The sequence below is a fragment of the Streptomyces sp. NPDC008001 genome (assembly GCF_042958085.1).
In the GTDB taxonomy this organism is placed as follows: domain Bacteria; phylum Actinomycetota; class Actinomycetes; order Streptomycetales; family Streptomycetaceae; genus Streptomyces.
The window spans coordinates 263218-283005 of record NZ_JBIBIZ010000001.1 but is presented as its reverse complement, the minus strand read 5'-3'; the positions used below and the strand labels follow the sequence as shown (position 1 = coordinate 283005).

The 19788-nt window shown below is 73.6% G+C and carries 16 protein-coding genes; 9 read left to right on the top strand and 7 right to left on the bottom strand.

All coding sequences use genetic code 11. The features are described from left to right. Window positions 1-14 precede the first annotated feature (14 nt). Window positions 15-929, top strand: a complete 915-nt coding sequence (locus ACFZCD_RS01240) for a LysR substrate-binding domain-containing protein (protein WP_391826583.1) — start codon at window positions 15-17, stop codon at window positions 927-929. A gap of 57 nt (window positions 930-986) precedes the next feature. Here ACFZCD_RS01240 and ACFZCD_RS01235 read toward each other — a convergent pair whose 3' ends face one another. Beyond that, a complete protein-coding gene (locus ACFZCD_RS01235; protein WP_391826581.1) occupies window positions 987-1616 on the bottom strand; it encodes a DUF4352 domain-containing protein in 630 nt (209 codons plus the stop codon). Between the two features lie 376 nt (window positions 1617-1992). On the opposite strand from ACFZCD_RS01235, the gene ACFZCD_RS01230 reads away from it, so the two are divergent. Continuing rightward, window positions 1993-4929 (top strand): BTAD domain-containing putative transcriptional regulator, encoded by a 2937-nt coding sequence (locus ACFZCD_RS01230; RefSeq protein WP_391826579.1) that lies wholly within the window; start codon window positions 1993-1995, stop codon window positions 4927-4929. Here ACFZCD_RS01230 and ACFZCD_RS01225 read toward each other — a convergent pair. Then, window positions 4916-5986 carry a hypothetical protein gene (locus ACFZCD_RS01225; protein ID WP_391826577.1) on the bottom strand — a complete coding sequence of 357 codons (1071 nt, stop codon included), beginning with the start codon at window positions 5984-5986 and terminating at the stop codon, window positions 4916-4918. The genes ACFZCD_RS01230 and ACFZCD_RS01225 overlap by 14 nt on opposite strands. Window positions 5987-6223: 237 nt before the next feature. Between ACFZCD_RS01225 and ACFZCD_RS01220 the strand changes: the two genes are divergently transcribed. Then, a complete protein-coding gene (locus ACFZCD_RS01220; RefSeq protein ID WP_391826575.1) occupies window positions 6224-7066 on the top strand; it encodes a hypothetical protein in 843 nt (280 codons plus the stop codon). Between the two features lie 82 nt (window positions 7067-7148). Here the strand turns inward: ACFZCD_RS01220 and ACFZCD_RS01215 are convergent, their stop codons facing one another. The 5 genes from ACFZCD_RS01215 to ACFZCD_RS01195 all read right to left on the bottom strand — a co-directional run bounded on the left by ACFZCD_RS01215 (window position 7149) and on the right by ACFZCD_RS01195 (window position 12107). Further along, window positions 7149-7349, bottom strand: coding sequence for an SCO3870 family protein (locus tag ACFZCD_RS01215; protein WP_391826573.1), 201 nt, complete (start codon window positions 7347-7349; stop codon window positions 7149-7151). Window positions 7350-7519: 170 nt separating this feature from the next. Further along, window positions 7520-8185 carry a hypothetical protein gene (locus tag ACFZCD_RS01210; protein WP_391826571.1) on the bottom strand — a complete coding sequence of 222 codons (666 nt, stop codon included), beginning with the start codon at window positions 8183-8185 and terminating at the stop codon, window positions 7520-7522. Between the two features lie 131 nt (window positions 8186-8316). Next, window positions 8317-9795, bottom strand: a complete 1479-nt coding sequence (locus tag ACFZCD_RS01205) for an MFS transporter (RefSeq protein WP_391826569.1) — start codon at window positions 9793-9795, stop codon at window positions 8317-8319. 147 nt (window positions 9796-9942) lie between these two features. Then, a complete protein-coding gene (locus ACFZCD_RS01200) occupies window positions 9943-10401 on the bottom strand; it encodes a hotdog fold thioesterase (RefSeq protein ID WP_391826568.1) in 459 nt (152 codons plus the stop codon). Further along, window positions 10398-12107: an AMP-binding protein gene (locus tag ACFZCD_RS01195; protein WP_391826566.1), complete on the bottom strand. Its 1710-nt coding sequence runs from the start codon at window positions 12105-12107 to the stop codon at window positions 10398-10400. Before ACFZCD_RS01195 ends, ACFZCD_RS01200 begins: the two co-directional genes overlap by 4 nt. A 371-nt stretch (window positions 12108-12478) precedes the next feature. On the opposite strand from ACFZCD_RS01195, the gene ACFZCD_RS01190 reads away from it, so the two are divergent. The 6 genes from ACFZCD_RS01190 to ACFZCD_RS01165 all read left to right on the top strand — a co-directional run bounded on the left by ACFZCD_RS01190 (window position 12479) and on the right by ACFZCD_RS01165 (window position 19772). Next, on the top strand, window positions 12479-14308 hold the full coding sequence (locus tag ACFZCD_RS01190; protein WP_391826564.1) for an AMP-binding protein: 1830 nt from the start codon (window positions 12479-12481) through the stop codon (window positions 14306-14308). Next, window positions 14305-15465, top strand: a complete 1161-nt coding sequence (locus ACFZCD_RS01185) for a beta-ketoacyl-[acyl-carrier-protein] synthase family protein (protein WP_391826562.1) — start codon at window positions 14305-14307, stop codon at window positions 15463-15465. The genes ACFZCD_RS01190 and ACFZCD_RS01185 overlap by 4 nt, the downstream gene beginning before the upstream one ends. After that, window positions 15462-16466 carry a beta-ketoacyl synthase N-terminal-like domain-containing protein gene (locus tag ACFZCD_RS01180; protein ID WP_391826560.1) on the top strand — a complete coding sequence of 335 codons (1005 nt, stop codon included), beginning with the start codon at window positions 15462-15464 and terminating at the stop codon, window positions 16464-16466. Before ACFZCD_RS01185 ends, ACFZCD_RS01180 begins: the two co-directional genes overlap by 4 nt. A gap of 104 nt (window positions 16467-16570) precedes the next feature. Then, window positions 16571-16852, top strand: coding sequence for an acyl carrier protein (locus ACFZCD_RS01175; RefSeq protein WP_391826558.1), 282 nt, complete (start codon window positions 16571-16573; stop codon window positions 16850-16852). After that, window positions 16849-17637 carry a 3-oxoacyl-ACP reductase FabG gene (gene fabG / locus ACFZCD_RS01170; RefSeq protein ID WP_391826556.1) on the top strand — a complete coding sequence of 263 codons (789 nt, stop codon included), beginning with the start codon at window positions 16849-16851 and terminating at the stop codon, window positions 17635-17637. Before ACFZCD_RS01175 ends, fabG begins: the two co-directional genes overlap by 4 nt. A 281-nt stretch (window positions 17638-17918) precedes the next feature. Further along, window positions 17919-19772, top strand: coding sequence for an Hsp70 family protein (locus tag ACFZCD_RS01165; protein ID WP_391826554.1), 1854 nt, complete (start codon window positions 17919-17921; stop codon window positions 19770-19772). The last annotated feature ends 16 nt before the right edge of the window (window positions 19773-19788 follow it).

The window sequence follows — 19788 nt, the reverse complement described above, 5'->3', positions numbered from 1 at the left end:
GGCAAAATAGTGGGGTGATCGACCCCCGGCGGCTGCGCGTCCTGCGGGCCGTGGCGGACCACCGTACGGTGACCGCCGCGGCCGCCGCGCTGTACCTGACCCCCTCGGCCGTCTCCCAGCAGCTCGCCGCGCTGGAACAGGAGACCGGCCACGTCCTGCTGACCCGCAGCGGCCGCGGCGTGCGGCTCACCGCGGCGGGCGAGATCCTGCTGGCCCACGCCCACGAGGTCGTCGCCCAGCTGGAGCGGGCCGAGGCCGAGCTCGCCGCCTACGCGGGCGGCACGGCCGGAGAGCTCACCGTCGCGGCGTTCGCGACGGGCATCGCCGAGGTGCTGGCCCCCGTCATCGCCCTCCTCGCCGGCCGCCACCCCGGCATCCGGCTCCGCGTGCGCGACGCGGAGGGCGACGCGAGCCTGCCCATGGTGCTGGACGGGGAGGCCGACGTGGCGCTCGCCGTCGAGTACCGGGGCGCGCCGCACGCGGACGACCGGCGGCTGGTGCGCGTGCCGCTCTACGCCGAGCCGTTCGACGCCGTCCTCCACGCGTCCCACCCGCTGGCGCAGAGCCCCCACGTGGGCCTGGACGAGCTGGCCGACTGCGACTGGGTCGGCCCCTACCCGGGCAACCCCTGCCACGACGTGATGGTCCTGGCCTGCGAGCTGGCCGGTTTCCAGCCCCGGCTCGTGCACTCCTCCGACGACTTCCGCGCCGTGGTGGCCCTGGCGGGCGCCGGGGCCGGGGTGGCCCTCGTGCCGCGCTCGGCGCTGCGCGGCATGGAGCTGAAGGACACCGTCGTCCTTCCCGTCGAGGGCCCGGCCGCGACCCGGCGCGTGTTCGCCGCGGTACGCCGGGGCGCCGAGGACCACCCGCTGATCCGGCCGGTCCTCGACGCGCTCACGGAAGCGGCGGGCTCCCTGTCGACCGGCTGACGCCGGACGTCACCGCCCGGCTGCCCGGGCCCTGCTCCTGCCCCTGCTCCCCGGGCCTTACTTCTTCAGCGTCCACTCGCCCGTCTCGTTGGCGAAGCCGCCGTCCAGCGTGAACTGCACCTTGGCCGGCTTGGAGTTCTCGGGGACCGCGAAGGTGACCCACCCGAGGGCCTTGGCACCCGGGGCGAGGTTCACGGTGACCGGGAACTTCGGGCCCTCGGTGACGCTGCCCATGGTCTGGGTGAAGGCCTGGCCCTGCTCGTCGATGACCTTGGTCCCGCTGGAGGGGCTGTCCGAGTACGCGGCCGTACCGGTGTTGACGAGCTCGAACTGGGCGGCGACCCAGCGCTTGCCGGCGGACGGCTGCAGGTACTTGTTGTCGCTGTGGGCCGGGTCGGCCAGGGTCTTCAGGGTGACGTCGAGCTGCTCGCCCGCCTTCTTCCCCTTCAGGGTGAGCTTGCCTCCCATGGCGTGGGCGTCGCCGCCCTTGTCCCCGTTGCCCTGGCCCTTGTCGCCGCCCTGGCCCGTGCTGCCCTGGCCCTGCGCCGGGTCCGGCTGCTTGGGCGCGGGGCTCTTGCCGGCCGGCGCGCTGGCGTCCGCCGCGGGGTCGGTGCCGTCGCCGTTGCAGGCGGTGGCGGTGGCCGCGAGTGCGATGACAACGGCAGCAGTGGCGAGCTTACGACGCATGATGGATCCCCCGTGATGAATGATGAATCATTTGACGTGCACATTTCCTGTGCTTGACGTGCACATTTCTACCCCACCACCGGGCGGATTCCGGCCAAAGAAGAGCCCGGTGGGGCTCCTGTGACAGTCGAGTGATCAAATCGTGGCATCGTCCCGCCTGAAAGGGCATCAGTTGCCCGGCTCCGACCCCTTCCGGCCGCTCGACCGGGCGGTTCCCCGGGCGGACCCCGTACCGCGGATGGCCACTTCCCGTCGCTCGGACGGGTGGCTGCACCTTCCCAAACCTCCCGAAGTCATATGCTCACGCCATCGGCACGGTGCCGGTGCCGCGACGACCCCGTGCCGGCAGTCGCGTCGGTCGACGAGGGGGCACGGGATGGGGGGCGCGCGGACGCCGCAGGAGCCCTTGCGCTTCGCCGTGCTGGGACCCGTCCGCGCTCGCCGCGGCGGGGAGCTGCTGAACACCGGTTCGCCGCAGCAGCGGGCGCTCCTGGCCGCCTTGTTGCTGCGCGGGGGCCGGACCGCCACCGCGCCCGAGCTGGTGGACGCGCTGTGGGGTGACGAACCGCCGCACGCCGCTCTCGCCGCGCTGCGCACCTACGCCTCGCGGCTGCGGAAGTCCCTGGGGCAGGACGTCCTGGTGAGCGAGTCGGGGGGTTATGCCGTCCGGGTCGGCCTGGGCTGCCTGGACATCGACCGGGCCGAGCACCTCGTGGCCGAGGCCGAGAAGACCCGCGCCTCCGGTGACCGCCACCGTGCGCGCGACCTGATCAACGAGGCCCTGGGGATGTGGGACGGCGAGCCGCTCGCCGGGCTGCCCGGCCCGTACGCCGAGACCCAGCGCACGCGCCTGGAGGAGTGGCGGCTGTCGCTGATCGAGACCCGGCTGGACCTGGACCTGGAAGTCGGCAGCCACGCCGAGGCGGTCTCGGAGCTCACCGCTCTGACCGCCGCCCACCCGCTGCGCGAGCGCCTGCGCGAGCTGCTCATGCTCGCCCTGTACCGCAGCGGCCGCCAGGCCGAGGCCCTCGCCGTCTACGCCGACACCCGTCGCCTCCTCGCCGACGAACTCGGCGTCGACCCCTGCCCCGAACTGTCCGAACTCCAGCAGCGCATCCTCAACGCCGACGCCGGCCTCATGGTCGTCGCGGGCTCAGCCCGGAAGGCGGCGGGGTTTCCCGAGGGTTTCATCCGGCCCGCCCAACTGCCCGCGGACATCGCGCACTTCACCGGTCGTACAGCGCGCGTCGCGGAGATCCGTGCCCTGCTGACCCCCGGCCCGGGACACGGCCCGGCGGTCCCGGCCGTCACCGGCACGGGCGGCGTGGGGAAGACCACGCTCGCCGTCCACGCGGCCCACTCCGTGCGCCACGACTTCCCCGACGGGCAGCTCTACGCCGATCTGCGGGGCGCGGGGCCGGAGCCCGCCGAGCCCGCGGCGGTGCTGGGGTGGTTCCTGCGCGCCCTGGGTGTCCCGGGGGCCGCGGTGCCCGACGGCGTCGCGGAGCGTGCCGCGCTCTTCCGTTCCACCCTCGACGGCCGCCGCGTCCTGGTCCTGCTGGACAACGCCCGCGACGCCGCCCAGGTCCGCCCGCTGCTGCCCGGCACGGAGGGCTGTGCCGCGCTCGTCACCAGCCGGACGCGCATGACCGGTCTCGCCGACGTGCGGATCGTCGACCTCGGCGTGATGGGTTCCGGCGAAGGGCTCGCGCTCTTCACGCGGATCGTGGGTGCGGAGCGCGTGGACAGCGAGCGGGATGCGGCGACGGACGTCGTCGCGGCATGCGGCTTCCTGCCGCTGGCCATCCGCATCGCCGCCTCCCGGCTCGCCGCCCGCCGCACCTGGACCGTCTCCGTACTCGCCCGGAAACTCGGCGACGAACGCCGCCGCCTGGACGAGCTCCGCGCCGGCGACCTCGCCGTCAAAGCCACCTTCGAACTCGGCTACGGACAGCTGGAACCCGCCCAGGCCCGCGCCTTCCGGCTGCTGGGACTCGCCGACGGCCCCGACATCTCCCTGGCCGCCGCCGCAGCCGTCCTCGACCTGGACACCGACGCCACCGAAGAACTCCTGGAATCGCTCGTCGACACCTCCCTGCTGGAGTCCGCCGCACCCGGCCGCTACCGCTACCACGACCTCGTACGCCTCTACGCGCGTGCATGCGCCGAACGCGACGAACACCCACCCGGCGAGGGCGAGGCCGCCCTCTCCCGGCTGCTCGACTTCTACCTCGCCACCGCGGCCCGCGCCTATGCACTCGAACGGCCCGGGGACCGGCTGGTCGGCCACCTGGCGCGCACCGCGGTGCCCGGTGCCGCCCTGAAGGATGGCCGGGAAGCCGCCGGCTGGCTGGCTGCAGAAGCCGACTGCATCCTGGCCTGCGTGCGCCTCCGGGCGACGGAAGGCTCCCTGCGGCGGGCGGCCGACCTGCTGCTCGCCGCCAAGGACCTCGTGGAGACGGGACTCAGCGGCAGCGCCTATGTCCACACGGCCGAGGCCGTGCTCGCCGCGGCGCACGCGGCCGGGGACGCCCAGGCGGAGGGCCGGGCGTGCATCGTCCTCGCCCACGCCCACAGGTTCGCGGGGCAGATGGAGGAGGCCGACGCGTACGCACGCGGGTCGGTGCTCCTCGGCGACACCACCGGCGACCCGCTGCTGATCCGCTGCTACGCCGCGAACCAGCTCGGCATCGTCGCCATCTACCAGCAGCGCTACCGGGATGCCGAGGAGCACTTCGACCGGGCCATCAGCCACTTCCGTGCCGACGGCAACCGGATCGGCGAGGCCAGTGCCCTCGCCAACCTCTCCCGGGTCCACGTGGGTCTGGGCGACGCCGCGCGGGCGGTGGAGCTGGCGGAGCGGGCCGTGGCCGTCTACCGGGGCGCCGGGGGTTCCTGGCGGCTGGCCAACGGCCTGTACTCGCTGGGGCTGGCCCTGGCGGAGGCCGGCCGTCCGGAGGAAGGCCTGCACCGGCTGACGGAGGCGCTCGGCATCTTCCGGGAGAGCCGGCAGCTGTGGTGGGAGGGCGTGACGCTCTACCGGACGGCCGGGCTCCACGTGGCCGTCGGGCGTCCCGAGGAGGCCGTGCGGCTGGCCGAACTGGCCCTGTCCGTGCTGCGCGGCCTCGGATCCCAATGGCAGTCGGCCGGCGCCCTGGACGTGCTCGGCCGCGCCCTGGAGCTCATCGGCCAGACCGAACGGGCCCGGGCCTGCCTGCTGGAGGCCCGGGCGATCCGGGACCGGCAGGCGGCCGCCGGACGCGACCGCCCTGCGCAGGGCAACGGCGGGCTCCCCGGGGTCACGTCCGCGTGACGGTCCCGCACTGGTCCCTGTTCCCCGCCTTGCCGGGCTCGGGGGACTCGCCCGGGCCGCCCGCGCCGGTGTCCAGGTCGCGGCTGCGGTCGTACGGGTCGACGGCGGGGCCGGAGGGGGCCGGCCCGGAGGGGACGCCCTCGTGGAATCCGGGGTGCATGAACCCGTCGTAGACGCCGCAGGCGGAGTTGCCGATGTCCACGTTGTAGCTGCTGAAGGTGAGCTTGCCCGGGGTCACCCGGAAGCGCTCCGGGTCGAGGAGTTCGGTGTCCAGGACGCGGCGCACGACGGTGCGCACGACCTCGCGCGAGCCGCGCTCCTTCTTCATGAGGGGGTAGACGAAGGTGTAGTCGGCGTGCACGGCCACGGAGCCGTCCTTGTGCTCCGCGAAGGTCATCCGGCCGCGGGTCTTGACGGTCTCCCCCACCATGCGCACCTCGCTGCCGTCGAAGCGGCTGAAGAGGGTGAGCGGGTCGTGATCCCGGCTCGGCTTGCTCAGGGCGGTGGTCGCGTCGGTGACCAGGTCGTCCTGGTGCGGGTCGAGCAGGGCGAGGGCGGCGGCCGGGCGCTCGCCGCGGATGACCGCCGGGTCCAGGTTGGCGGCGACGAGGAAGTCCCGCGTCAGCTTGAGGCCGGCGGCGACCTGTTCGCGCGACATCGTCCCCGCGGCCCGGGCCTCCGGCAGGACGATCCCCGCGGCGCCGTCGGCGTACCGCTCGGCCGGCGAGCCGGCGAAGGGCCGGTCGGGGGTGGCGACGCCGTCGGTGCTGCCGGGAGCGCCGCTGGGACGCGCGGTCTCGGGGGCCAGGGGCGCCGGGGTGCCGTGCGAGGCCGTCTTCGCGTCGCTCCTCCCCGGGTCCCCGGCCCCGGGTATCCGGGAGAGGACCAGCTCGGGCCGGAGCACGGCCAGGGTGGCCACGGCGGCGGCCGCGACGCCTGCGGCACCGAGGATCCGCCGCTTACGGGCGGCCTTGCCGTTCATCTCCTGCCACGCGGGGCCGGTGCGCCAGCCTTCGGGCTCCTGCGGGGAAGCGTTCTTGCCGCGCCTTCCGGGCACGGGCTTCTCGACTGACACGCACACGCTCGCTTATCTCACACTTACCGGTTCGGAGCGGTCACTGTAGACGTGCACCCGCTTCATCCCTCGGGCACCCCGTGTCCCGGGAGGCACAGAGCACGATGATCATCGGAATTGGCCGGATTTGCCCCCTGCCCTGTTCCCTTTTCGGCCCCGGAGGCTCTACCTGTAGCGGGGCGGTCTCCGGCCGGCCTCAGGGGCGAGAGGATTTGTACGATGACCTCCGGGATGACCTCGTTCGACAAGATCTACGACCAGCCCGACCCCCGGGCGTACTTCACGGTGCTGGGACCTCTGGAGTACCAGACACCGCATCATGCCCAGGCCGTCTTCCGGCGCATGGCCGAGACCCGCAGGGGCACGGCCGCGAGCGAGCCGCTGACGGTCGTCGACATCTGCTGCTCCTACGGCATCAACGCGGCGCTCCTCAACCACGACGTCACGCTGGACGAGCTCTACCGGCGCTACACCTCGCCGGAGATCGCACCGCTCACGACCGCCGAGCTCGTCGAGGACGACCGGGCGTACTTCGCGGCGCGGCGCAGGCCCGGGGCCGCGCGGGTCGTCGGGATCGACGTGGCCGCGCAGGCCGTCTCCTACGGCCGGGCCGTCGGGCTCCTGGACGAGGGCTTCGCCGAGAACCTGGAGACGGCCGAGCCCAGCCGGGAGCTGCTGCGGGAGGCGCGGCGGGCCCGGCTCATCACCATCACCGGGGGGACCACGTTCCTCTCGGCCAGAACGCTCAAGGCGCTCACGGCGGGGCCTGACGAACCGGCCTGGGTGGCCTCCTTCGTGCTCCGGACCGCCTCGTACGCCCCGATCGCCGACGCCCTGGCCGCGCACGGCCTGAGCACGGAGAAGTACACGGCCCGCACGTTCCCGCAGCGCCACTTCAGCGGGCCGGAGGAGCAGCGCTACGCGATCGCGGCCGTCGAGGCCACGGGCGAGGACCCCAGGGGCCGGGAGAGCGAGGGCTACTTCCACACCACGCTGTACGTCTCGCGGCCCGCGGAGGACATCGCCGCCCTGCCCCTCGCCGCGCTCCTGGGAGCGGACTGACGGGAGCGCGCCCGCGCGCGACGGCGGGTTCACGGCGGGAGACGGATGAGTTCCGGCCATGAACCCGCCGGGGGCGGGGCCCTCAGCTCAAGGGCGTCCGGCGAGCACGCACCCACATCACCACAGTCATGATCGCGGTGAAGTACGCCGTGCCGGCCACGTAGGCAACATCCTGGACGTACTGTTCGTAGCCCTCTGCGCGCAACTGAAACGCGAAGGACACGAGTGCGGTCCCGAGCACTGCGAGCGCAGTGAACAGCACGCCGAACGGGGCCTGTTTCATTCCATGCCTCCTAACGGTGAAACGACCTGGTCACCATCCACCCTAAGCATGAGCCCCCAGGGCCCGGGCGGCCGGCTCTCGGTCAGCGGCCGTCCGTAGCCGGGCCGTTCAGCGGAGGGTTGCGGAGGGGCATGGGCCGGGCCTTTCCTCGCGGAGAGGACGGACCGCCGCTACCTGCGGACCGCCGGGGCGTCCAGCAGGTTCGTGACGAACTTCCGCAGCCGTCCGGCGCGCACCGGCTGGACGCCGTGGAGGACCTGCGCGCCGTAGGCGAGGCCGGCGCCGGGCGGGGCAGGGGTGACCCAGCGGGTGGTGGGGACCTCTTCGAGCCACGTGGGGACGGCACCGTGGTCATGCACGTGCGGCAGCCGGTGCGTCAGGGGCGTGCCGGGGGCGTAGCCCTCGGCCTCGCCGACGACGGTCCCGGTCCACACGGCCGGGCTGGCGGTGGTCTCGATGTAGAACTCGCCGCCCGCCTCGGCCTGCTGGACGACCACTCCGATGCGCCCGATGCGCCGGGGCGGGGTGCCCGGGTCGGGGATGCCGTCGACGTGCGTGGGAATGTACTGACCTTCCGTCAGTTCTGCATAGTCCCAGCGGCCGTCGGCCGTCACCGAGGGCAGCACCCGCTGCAGGACGTGCAGCGAGCGGGCCGTGGCGGCGCGCAGGATCTCCTGGGCGGGCGCGGGCGCCCGGAGGACGTCGGCCTGGTGCCGGGGCCGCCATCCGGTGGCCGCGATCTCGCTGTCCATGATCTTGAGGAGGTGTTCCCGCTCCGCCGTGGTGAGGAATTCCTCGACGCTCTGCAGGGCCAGGGTCTCGTTCAGGTGGATCACCGGATGTCTCCCTCGCTCGGTACGCGGTACTCGGCCATGGGATTCATCCGGCAGTGTCGTGGCACGGTGTGCCGCCCGGCAGTCGACAACTGGCCGACTTGAGCGCGACGGACGGGGGCGTGCGGCGGTGGTCAGACGTGGGCGGCGGGCGCCTCGGCGGGCCGTTCGCCGCCGGCGAAGCGGCGGAACGTCCACGTCATCCTCATGACGACGAGGACCATCAGCACGCTGACGGCGGTGGACCAGGCCATGGCGTGGGCCCAGCTCGCACCGGTGGCGTGCTTGCCGGCGACGGCGAAGAACACCGCGCCGATGACGGCGACGCCGGCGGCGCTCGAGAACTGCTGGGTGGTGGTGAGGATGCCCGAGGCGATGCCGGCGTCCTGGGGGCGGACCCGCATCAGCGCGGCGCCGAACAGGGCGGGCAGCACGACGCCGTTGCCGGCGCCGACCAGGCACAGGCACAGCACGATCCACGGCAGGCCCGTACCGGACCCGGCCACGGCCAGCCGTACGGCCAGGGCCACCAGGCCCAGGGCGATCACCCCGCTGCTGACGACGAGGGCGCTCATGCCCCAGCGGCGGGTGAGCCTGCCGCCGATCATCGAAGTGGCGGTGAAGAGGATGCCCATCGGGGAGAACACGAGGCCCGCCTGGAAGGGGCCGAGGTCCAGGCCGGACTGCAGCAGCAGGGTCAGCGTGAACATGAAGCTGCCGAAGTAGACCATGAACGCGATGCTCGCGACCACGCCGCCGCGGTAGGAGGGGCTGCGGAAGAGCGGGAAGACGAGCACCGGGTCGCCGCCGCGGCGCCGGAGGGCCTGTTCCCAGCGCAGGGTGACGGCTGCGACGGGCACGGCCAGGGCCATGCTGATCCAGGTCCACACCGGCCAGTCGGAGCTGTGGCCCATGGTCAGCGGTACGAGCAGCAGGGCGAGGGCGAGGGAGACGCCGGCCGCCCCGGCGGGGTCGAGCCCGATGCGCCGCCGCTGCGTCCGGACGGGCAGGACGCGCAGGGCGGTGGCCGCGATGACCACGCAGAACGGCACGTTGATGAGGAAGATGCTCCGCCAGCCGAGTCCGGCGAAGTCCGCGGCGATCAGGGCGCCGCCGAGGACCTGGCCGGCGATGGAGCCGAGGCCGGCCGCGGCGCCGTACCAGGCCATGGCCTTGGGCTTGCGCTCGTCGGGGAAGTGGGCCGTGATCACGGCGAGCACCTGCGGGACCATCATGGCGCCGGCGAGGCCCTGGGCCAGCCGGGCGCCGACGAGCTGCCCGGGGGTGGCGGCGATGCCGCACAGCAGTGAGGTGATCCCGAAGGCGATCGTGCCGGTGACGAACAGCCGGCGGTGGCCGAACTTGTCCCCCAGCCGGCCTCCCGTGATCATGCCGGCCGCGTAGGCGAAGGCGTAGCCGCCGACGACGAGTTCGAGGGCGGCGGGCCCCGCGTGGATGCTCTCCTCCAGCGACGGCGCGGCGACGTTCACCACGAAGAAGTCGAACTGGGCGAAGAACATGGCGGACAGCAGGACGAGGAGGATGGGTCCGGTGCGTACGGTCGGTGTGGTCGTGGCCTCCGTCACGGTGGGCGGGGCGAGCTGGTCGGTCATGGGGCTCCTCGGCGCCGGGCACGGGGGCGGGCGGCGCGGTTCGCGGACCTGTGGTCGGTACGGGTGGTGGGACGGGGGTGTGCCGGTGGGGGCAGTCCGGGGGCTGTCGGTGCGTGCGGTCCGGGGGTGTTGGTGTGGTGCCGGTGGTCAGCGGTCCCTGCGCCGGCCGTGGACGGCGCAGGTGATGCGGGCGGTGCACACCCGCCGGCCCGCCTCGTCCGAGATGACGACCTCGTAGGTCGCCGTCGTGCGGCCGAGGTGGAGTGCGGTGGCGACACCGGTGACGGTGCCGGTGCGGACGGCGCGGTGGTGGGTGGCGTTGAGGTCGACGCCCACGGCGATGTGGCCCTCGCCGGCGTGCAGGACGGCGCCGATCGAGCCCAGGGACTCGGCGAGCACGGCCGAGGCGCCGCCGTGGAGCATGCGGTAGAGCTGGGTGTTCCCGGCGACGGGCATGGTGGCGACCAGGCGCTGGGGCGTGGCCTCGTGGAAGGTGATCCCCATCAGGCCGGCGAGCGTGTCCTTGCCCGCGTCGTTGATCCAGGCGACGGCGTCCTCGGGCGGTGTGCCGAGGGGGCCGGGGGTCCGGGGCGGGGCGGTGGTCACCGGACGCTCACCGCCTCGGGGGCGGGCACCCTGGCGACGGCGGCGGGATCGGCCGGCCGGTAGGTGTGCACGGCCAGGTACTTCTCGCGCAGTTGCCGTTTGAGGACCTTTCCGGTGGGGCCGAGGGGGATGTCGCCGGGGGACGCCGCGACCTCCAGCAGGGCGAGCCGGGGCTGGCCGATGCGGTCCAGGACGTCGTTGGCCCGGCGCAGGAGGTCCGCGGCGTCCCCGCCCCCGCCGAACAGCCGGACGAGGGCGACGGGCACCGTGCGGTCCTGGTCGTGCCCGGCGACGACCGCGCAGTCGGCGACCTCCTCCAGGCCCAGCAGGATCTCCTCCTCCATCAGGGCCGAGTAGCCGTCTCCGGCGTCCGTGCGGATCCGGTCCACGGCGCGGTCGACGTGGAAGTACTCGCCGTCCTCGGTGCGGTGGACGAGGTCGCCGGAGAGCCAGTAGCCGGCGAGGGTGGAGCGGTAGGTGGTGTCGGAGTCGTTCCAGTAGCCGCGGGCGATGGAGTCGCCGCGGACGCCGAGCAGGCCGACCTCGCCGGGGGCCGCGTGGCTGCCGTCCTCGCGCAGGACGGCGACCTCGGAGAGGGGGACGCGGCGGCCCAGGTGGCGGGCGCGCGGCGGACTGGCGGGGGTGATCTCGCGGCGCAGCGCCGCCCAGCCGAGTTCGGAGGAGCCGAGGCCGTCGTCGACGACCGAGCCGGGCACCGTGCCGCCGCCTTCGACGGCGGTGTGCCCGAGCTCCATCAGCCGCCGCATGTGGGCGTCGTGGCCGCAGTCGCCGAGGTTGACCCACATGTGGACGGAGGTGAAGTCCGCGGGGTCGGGGTGGTGGGTGGCGAGGTGGGCGAGGGCCTCGTTGAAGGCGAGGACGACGCCGGGCCGGTAGGTGGCGCAGCCGCGGGCGAGGCCGGGGCCGGTCGGGTCGGACCAGGCGACGGTGGGCAGGCCGCCGAGGACGGAGAGGAAGGTGAAGGCGATGGCGCTGGAGTGCGACTGGGGGAAGGCGGCCAGGACGACGGAGTCCTCGGGGCCGGGCGGGTTGACCAGCCGGTAGCGGGCGCCGGCAACGCTCTGCGCGTGGGTCCAGACGACGGGCTTGGGGTTGCCGGTGGTGCCGGAGGAGTGGCAGATGACGACGGGGTCGTCGGCGCCGTGGCGGTACGCGGCCCCGGCGGGCAGGGTGCGGTGGCCGAGGATGCCGGCGTCCTGGCGGGTGCAGGTCCAGCGGACGACGGGCAGTTCGCGCTCGCGGCCGGCGAAGAGCGCCAGCCGCGGGGCGTCGGTGTAGATGCCGACGGGGGCGGTGCGGCGGATGAGGCCGAGGGCGAGCTCCGGTTTCATCCGGCCGTTGATGAGGACGGCGATGGCGCCGATGCGGGCCAGGGCCGCGAGGTGGAGGTGGTCCTCGAAGGAGTCCTCGATGTAGACGGCGACGCGGTCGCGGGGGCGGACGCCCCGGTCGTGGTACCAGGCCGCCCACGCCTCGGCGAGGGCGTCGAGCTGGCGGAGGCTGAACTCGGTCTGCTGCCAGCCGTCCGTGTTGAGCAGCGGCACGTCCGCGGCGATCAGCGGCAGGTCGGCGGCGGGGTTGGTCTCGGCGGCGATGCGCCACGCGTTGCCGCCGCCGAGGCCCGGGTGGTCCACGAGGCGCCGGCGCGCCTCCGGAGGAAGCAGCGTACGGGAAGTGAGCGGCATCATTCACCTGGCCTCGGTTATTCGGAAAGGGTCCGGCAAAGAGGGCGGCGCACCGTGCGGAACGCGAATGCGTCCACGGTCCGCGGAATTTCCGGGGCAGTGCGGACCGGCGGCCGGAATCCGGCGGTCCGCCGGTGGTGCCCGCCGACAGGCGACGCTAGACGCACCGGCGGCCGGGCGGCCATCCGCCGCCGCATAGCCCGTCAAGTCGCCGCACACAGATGGTCATTGGGGCTGGTGAGCACCACTTGACGGACTCCCCCGCCGCGGGTTCGGCCCGCCCCCGCGGATGGCTATCTTCGGGAAAGTCCTCCGGCGGCTCCGGAATCCGCAGTGACCGGAAGCCGTATGTTCCCGAGAAGGAGTACACCGTGCCCCCTGTCCGGAAATCCGATGCCGACGACCGGCTTCGCGAAATAGTGGCGTTCGTCCTCGACATCGACGTGGCGGACGTACGGGCCGATGCCTCGTTCCACCAGGAGCTCAAGGTCGACTCCCTGGAGAAGGTGGAGATCGCGGCGCGCATCGAGCAGACCTTCGGGATCGCGCTCGGCGACGACGAGACGGCCGGTGTGGACAGCGTCCAGGACGCTCTGGACCTGCTGGCCGCGAAGGGCTGCCGGAGGTCGGAGTCCTCCACCGGCGCGGAGGCCTCGGCGGCAGCGGCCGCACCGGCCCTGGTGGACCGCCTGCTCGGCGCGCACCTCGCCGCCGGCCACGGCGAGCGGACCGCGTACACCGACCCGGACGCCGGCACCGTGTCCTACGCCCGTCTGCACGAGGCGGCCCAGGGCTACGCCCGGGCCCTGGGCGCGCACGGCGTGCCCGCCGGCACCCGCGGGCTGGTCGTCGCCGAGGACTCCGTGGCCACGGTCGTGGCCGTCCTGGGGCTGTGGTGGCACGGCTGCGTGCCGGTGCCGGTCAGCCCGATGCTCGGCGACGAGGACATCCGGTTCGTCGCCGCCGACTGCCGCGCGGGCGTCGTGCACCTCGACACCGCCCCGGCCCAGCAGCGCTCCCTGCAGGAGGCCTTCGGCGGCCTCCCCCGCCTGACGGGCGAGCAGGTGCGCGAAGGGCTGGCGACGGGCCGGGCCACGGGCGCCCACCGCCCCGGCCCGGCCGTCCCCGCCGTGCCCCGCCCCGCGGGCGCCGAGGCGCTGATCCAGTACACCTCCGGCTCCACCGGCCGGCCCAAGGGCGTGCGGCACTCCGCCTCCGGGATCCACGCCATGCTCGACGGGTACGGCTCCGTGCTGGGCCTGCGGCCCGGCGACGTCGTGCTGTCCACCGCCCGCATGTCCTTCGGCTACGGGTTCGGCAGCTCGGTGCTGTGCACGCTGGCCGCCGGGGCGAGCGCCGTCGTCCTGCGCGGGGCCGTGGACCCGCTGTCGGTGAGCGCCGCCCTGCGCCGCCACCGGCCGACCGTGCTGTGCTCGGTGCCGCGCCTGTACGCGGGCCTCCTCGACGCCGCCGGACGCCCGGACGCCGGGGCGCCGTCGTCCGTGCGCCTGTGCCTGACCGCCGGCGAGCACTGCCCCGCCGGGCTGAGCCGGCGCATCGAGGACGCCTTCGGCGCGCGCGTCATGAACTGCCTGGGCGCGACCGAGGTCATGCACGTCGCCATCGCCACGCCCGCGGACCGGCCCCTGCACGGGCTCGCCGGACTGCCCGTCCCCGGTGTGACCGTGACCGTCCGCGACGACCGCGGGAACCCGGTGCCCGACGGCACCGACGGCCGGCTGCACATCGCCGGGCCGACCGTCTCCCTCGGCTACGTCGACCGGCCCGACGCCGACGCGGTGACGTTCGGCGAGGGCGGCGCGTACACCGGCGACATCGTCCGCCGGAACCCCGACGGCAGCATCGCGTACCTCTGCCGGGCCGACGACATCCTCAACCTCGGCGGCTACAAGGTCGTGCCCCGCGAGATCGAGGACGTGGTCCGCTCCATCGACGGCGTCAGCGACTGCGTGGTCGTCGGCGCCCCCGACACCGACGGCCTGCAGCGCTCGGTGGCCTTCACCGTCACCGAGAAGGGCACCGACCGGGACACGGTCCGCCGCGCCATCCGCGCCTCCGTCCGGACCCGCCTCGCCCCGTACAAGCGCCCCAGCCGCTTCGAGTTCGTCGACGTCCTGCCGGCGACGGCCACGGGCAAGCTCGCCGCCTACCGGCTGCGCGAACGGATGGGACGGTCATGACCTGGGACATCACCGGCATGGGCGCCGTCGCGAGCATCGGCGGCAGCCCGCAGGAGATCTTCGCCTCGCTCTGCGCGGGCCGCAGCGGACTCGCCGGGCTGCGCGCCTTCGACACCACCAAGTACCGCGCCCGGCAGGCCTACGAGGTCGACGACCGCGCCCGCCCGGGCGCCGACGAGCCGGGCCGGGCCACCCGCTGGCTGTGCCGTGCCGTCGCCCAGGCCCTGACCGACGCCGGCCTCCCGCACGACCTCGCCGGCGTCCCGGTCCTGGTCGGCACGACCCTCCAGGAGCAGCGCAGCGCCGAGCTCTGGTGGCGCGAGGGCACCCCCCTGGCCCCCTCGGACCTGCACTTCGGCACCGCCCTGCGCGCGGCCTTCGGAGCCGGCCGCACGTACACCTTCGCCAACGCCTGCGCCGCCTCGCTCTACGCACTGGCCATGGCCACCGACCTCATCGAGGCGGGGGCGGCGGACACCGTCGTGGTGGCCGGGACGGACGCCATCGGGGAGAGCGCCTTCGGGACGCTGGACCGGGTGCAGAACGACGTCCCGGACGCGCTGCGCCCCTTCGACCGCTCCCACAAGGGGATGCTGATGGGCGAGGGCGCGGTGGCCGTCGTCGTGCAGCGCGCCCCGGCCGCGTCAGCACCCGGCCGGCGCGTGCACGCGCGCGTGCGGGCCGTCGGCATCAACTGCGACGCCCACCACCCCACGGCCCCCGACCCCGAGGGCATCACCCGCGTGGTGCACGACGCCCACCGGCGGGCCAGGGTCACGCCCGCGGACATCGGCCTGGTCATGCTGCACGGCAGCGGCACCCCCAAGAACGACTCGACCGAGGCCGGCGTGCTCGCGCGGATCTTCGCCGCGGACGATGCCGGGCAGGGGGAGGGCGGGCCGCTGATGACGGCCGTCAAGTCGATGACCGGGCACACGCTGGGCGGCTCCGGGCTGCTGAGCCTGGTCGTCGCGGCGCTCGCCCTCCGGGAGGGCCGGGTTCCGCCGGTGCTCGGGCTCACCGACCCCGTCGACGAGGCCGCCGGGCTGCGGCTCGTCCGGGACACGCCGGCCACGGCCGCCACCGGCCTGGCCCAGATCGACGCGTTCGGCTTCGGCGGGATCAACGCCGCGGCGATAGTGGAGGTGGCCCGGTGAACAACACGTCCAGTACCCGCGGTGCGTACGGGACGAGCAGTGCCTACGGGGCGAGCGGTGCGGCACGGAGCCGCGAGGCCGCCGTCACCGGCGTGGGACTCGCCGTCCCCGGGATCGCCTTCCCCGACGAACTCCTCGGCGCCGCCCGGGAAGGCGGCTTCGACCCCCGCACCGGTCTCACGGGCCGGGAGATGCGGCACAAGGACCGTGCCTCGCGCCTCGCCCTGCGCGCCGCCGAACCGGCGCTGCGCGACGCCGGCCTGCACGACGGCCGGGCGTTCACCGGTGACGGCGACACCACGGCGGTCGTCGTGAGCTCCAACTTCGGCATCCTGGACAGCGTCTGCGCGTTCGCGGACGTCATCGCCCGCGACACGGTGACCGGTCTGAGCCCCCTCGGTCTCCCGCAGACGTCCAGCAACGTCATCGCGGGGTCCGTGGCGATGCGTTACGGACTGCGCGGCCCCAGCATCACCCTGTGCAACGGGCCCACCAGCGGGCTCGACGCCGTGCACTGGGCGCGCGGAATCATCGCGTCGGGGCGTGCGGAGACCGTCGTCGTCATCGGCGTGGAGCCGTCGGGCGACGCCGTCACCAAGCTGCTGGGCGAGCCGGTCCTCGACGGCGCCGCCGCCCTGGTCCTGCAGGCCCGGGAGCGTGGCGCCCGGCCCCGGGCGGTCATCCGCGAGGGCGCGTACGCGCGCGGCACGGACCCGGCGGCCGCGGTGGCCGCGGCACTGGGCGGCGCCTCTCCGGCCTCCGTGGGCCTGTGGCTGACCGGCGAGGACGCCGGCGGCGTGCCCGGCAGCGTGCCCCGCGGCGTGCCGGCCGTCGGCCTCGCGGGGCGGCTCGGCCGCTGCTCCGGCGCCCTGGGCGTGCTCCAGTGCGCCGCGGCCGTCGCGTACTTCGACAGCCGTGCGGAGGACGGCGGCGCGGTCCTGGCCTCCGCCGGGGGCCCGGCGGACGACGCCGCGGCGGCCCTGCTGCTCACCGCTCCCTGACCTGCCCGGCCCTCCCCCGGGCCCCCTCTCCCCCTCTCCTCCCTGTTCCGTACCACCCCTCCCTTCCGTACCGCCCCTCCGAATCCCGAACTGGAGATCCCGACATGACCGTTCAGACCAACCCGTCCGAGACGTCCGTCCTCGACGTCGAAGAGCTCCGCACCGTGGTCGCCGAGGCCCTCGAACTGCCCGTCGAGGAAGTCACCGACGACGCCCGCTTCAAGGAGGACCTCGACGTGGACTCCCTGATCTCCCTGGAGATCGCCGTCCGCATCGAGGAGCAGTACGGCATCCGCATCGACGACTCCGACCTCGCGGACCTGGGGTCCTTCCGGCTGATCGGCGAGCTGGTACGGGACCGGCTCGCGGACCGGTCCGCGGCATGAGCACGGCGGCGGCCCGCGCCGTGCGCGGCGGGACGGCGGGCGGTGCCGCGCGGCGGCCGGTGGCGCTGGTCACCGGCGGCTCGCGCGGCATCGGCCGGGCGGTGGTGACGCGGCTGGCCGAGGACGGCTACGACGTGGCCTTCTGCTACCGCTCCCGGTCGGACGACGCCGAGGCCGCCGCGGAGGCGGCCCGGGCGGCGGGCGCCCGGGTGCACGCCCGGCAGGTGGACGTGGCGGAGGCGGCCGCGGCCCGGGAGTTCGTGACCGCGGCCGCCCGCGAACTGGGCCCGCCCGACGCGGTGGTGACGTGCGCGGGCATCACCCGCGACCGGCCGCTCGCGCTGATGGCCGACGAGGAGTGGCGGGAGGTCATCGACACCAACCTCAGCGGCACCTACCACGTCTGCCGCGCGGCCGTCTTCCCGCTGATGAAGCGCCGCAAGGGGGCGATCGTCACGCTGTCCTCCGTCGCCGGGGTCCACGGCAGCGCCGCGCAGGCCAATTACGCCGCCTCGAAGGCCGGCATCATCGGCTTCACGCGCTCGCTCGCCCGGGAGGGCGGGAAGTACGGCATCCGCGCCAACGTCGTCGCCCCGGGCCTGATCACGACGGACATGACGGCGGACCTCCCGGCCGAGGTGACGAAGCGCCACCTGGAGGCGATCCCGCTCGGCAGGGCGGGGACGCCGGAGGAGGTGGCCGACCTGGTCGCGTACCTGGTGTCCGACCGTGCCGCGTACCTCACCGGCCAAGTCGTGGAGATCAACGGGGGGATGCCCGGATAGCGCCCCGCAGGCGGCACCCGAAACCCCCCGAAGATCAGACGGATATATCTATGAAACCCGCACCCGCTTTCCCCCCTCCCACAGCCTTCTTTGAGCTTTCCCTGAGCTTCCCTTGAGCTTCCCGCAACAGGTGGCAGTACCAAGAGAATCCATTCTCCGGGCCCCTCCCGGAGAGAAGTGGAACCCGTTCTGCGAATGGACTCCCGGCCACCGACGGTGACGTGTACCCTCAAGCACCTGTCGGCAACTGTGCGGAGCTCGGGGGACCCATGACGCCGTCAATGCGGGGTGCGACTTTCAAACCCAAGGTGATCGTCGCGATCGATTTCGGAACGCACGGCACCGGATTCGCCTGGGCGACCGTTTCTGCGCTGCAGGACGCGGCAGGGCACCGGGTCGTGGTCTACCAGCCGTTCACGCAGTCGGGCGGTCACACCTACCCGAAGGACCTCAGCGCCGTCCTGGTGAACCGGGGCGGCCTTCCGGTGAAGTTCGGAGAAAAGGCGCGCAATGCCTGGGACCGGGAACTCGCCCGGGGAAACCCCCAGGGTTTCGGCTATGCCAGCAAGTTCAAGATGGCCATTCACGGGCGCGAGGGAAAGTCCGACATCCCGGAATTCCAGGGAATCCTGACGGGCGCCCGGCGCGACACGGTGAAGAGTCTGGTCACCGCCATGCTCACGCACGTCCGCCAGGCCGCGCTGGACCAGATCGGCCGTTATGCCGTCGGCGGTGCGGCCTATACCGCCGATGAAATCCGCTGGTGCCTCACCATTCCGGCCATGTGGACCGAGGCCGACCGCCAGTTCATGCGGACGGCGGCCGTCACCGCCGGTCTTCCGGGGGACGTCGAGCGGCTGCTGCTGGTGCAGGAGCCCGAGGCCGCGGCGGTCTACTGCGCACTCAACGCGGGCACGGTCCTCGGCCCGGACCGCCCGGAAGGGCAGCTGGAGGTCGACACCCCGGGCAGCCGGTTCATGGTCGTGGACTGCGGCGGCGGCACCGTCGACATCACCAGCTACCAGATCCGCGCCGAGGGCGTCGGCCCCGGCCAGCTCAAGGAGACCCGCGTCGCCGACGGCGACCGCCTGGGCTCCGCCTACGTCAACCACGCCTTCGTGACGGACATCCTCGCCGACCGCTTCGGCGAGCAGCAGCTCAAACAGCTCGTCGCCGCCTTCCCCAAGGAGGTCGGTCAGCTGGAGACGGAATGGGAGACCGAGAAGGTCCGGCTCGTCTCCGAGACCGCCGCCGACGGCACCCCCGTGATCACGGACACGGTGCTCATCAGCATTCCCGGCAAGATCTGGGACGCCCTCGACGCGGACACCAGGGCCCGGCTCACGGTCCTCGCCTCCGGGGAGACGCACTACATCGAGATCACCGCGCACGAGGTCACCACGCTCTTCGAATCCGTGGTGCGCCCGATCCTCTCGACCATCGAACGGCAGCGGGCCGCCGCGTCCGGCGACGGGCCGGCCGTCGGGCGGGAACAGATGCTGCTGGTGGGCGGCTTCGCCCGGTCGACGTATCTCCGGGACCGGATCGCCAAGCGCTTCGGCCACGAAGTCCGCGTGATCACGCCGATGGACCCGGCGGTCGCCGTGCTCGGCGGCGCGGTGCACTTCGCCTACGACCCGTCCATCATCTGGGGCCGCCGCTCCAAATACACCTACGGATTCGGGTGCAGCATGCCGTTCCGGCACGGCACCGACCCGCAGGAGAAATTCTTCATCGACGACGACGGCAACGAGAAGTGCAACGACCGCTTCGTCGTGATGGCCCGGCGCGGCGACCTCGTGCCGAGCGACCACAAGGCGCTGAGCACCGTCGCCGTATTCCCCAAGTGGACTTCGGTGCAGGTGACGATCCACGCCACATACGCGCACGACCCGGAATACACCGACGAGGAAGGCTGCGAGGTCGTCGGGAAGGTCGTGCCCGACATCTCGGGGTCGGTCGGTCTCCCCACGAGCGAGCGCTCGCTGGACGTCGCCTTCTCGTTCGGCACCACGGAGATCGAAGTAGAGGTGCGCGACCGCCGGTCCGGCGCCGCGCGCCGCGCCGAGGTCGCCTTCGACGACCTCTACGGCCGGGGCAGCGCCGACCGCCCCGACACCGCGCCAGGAAGGTGAGACGGAGCCGATGTAC

What these genes read in the sequence shown, in the direction of transcription:
- ACFZCD_RS01195 (WP_391826566.1), bottom strand. Translation starts at nt 12,107, where the DNA reads ATGCCGCTCACTTCCCGTACGCTGCTTCCTCCGGAGGCGCGCCGGCGC.
- fabG (WP_391826556.1), top strand. Translation starts at nt 16,849, where the DNA reads ATGAGCACGGCGGCGGCCCGCGCCGTGCGCGGCGGGACGGCGGGCGGT.
- ACFZCD_RS01235 (WP_391826581.1), bottom strand. Translation starts at nt 1,616, where the DNA reads ATGCGTCGTAAGCTCGCCACTGCTGCCGTTGTCATCGCACTCGCGGCC.
- ACFZCD_RS01185 (WP_391826562.1), top strand. Translation starts at nt 14,305, where the DNA reads ATGACCTGGGACATCACCGGCATGGGCGCCGTCGCGAGCATCGGCGGC.
- ACFZCD_RS01220 (WP_391826575.1), top strand. Translation starts at nt 6,224, where the DNA reads ATGACCTCCGGGATGACCTCGTTCGACAAGATCTACGACCAGCCCGAC.
- ACFZCD_RS01230 (WP_391826579.1), top strand. Translation starts at nt 1,993, where the DNA reads ATGGGGGGCGCGCGGACGCCGCAGGAGCCCTTGCGCTTCGCCGTGCTG.
- ACFZCD_RS01215 (WP_391826573.1), bottom strand. Translation starts at nt 7,349, where the DNA reads ATGAAACAGGCCCCGTTCGGCGTGCTGTTCACTGCGCTCGCAGTGCTC.
- ACFZCD_RS01165 (WP_391826554.1), top strand. Translation starts at nt 17,919, where the DNA reads ATGCGGGGTGCGACTTTCAAACCCAAGGTGATCGTCGCGATCGATTTC.
- ACFZCD_RS01205 (WP_391826569.1), bottom strand. Translation starts at nt 9,795, where the DNA reads ATGACCGACCAGCTCGCCCCGCCCACCGTGACGGAGGCCACGACCACA.
- ACFZCD_RS01175 (WP_391826558.1), top strand. Translation starts at nt 16,571, where the DNA reads ATGACCGTTCAGACCAACCCGTCCGAGACGTCCGTCCTCGACGTCGAA.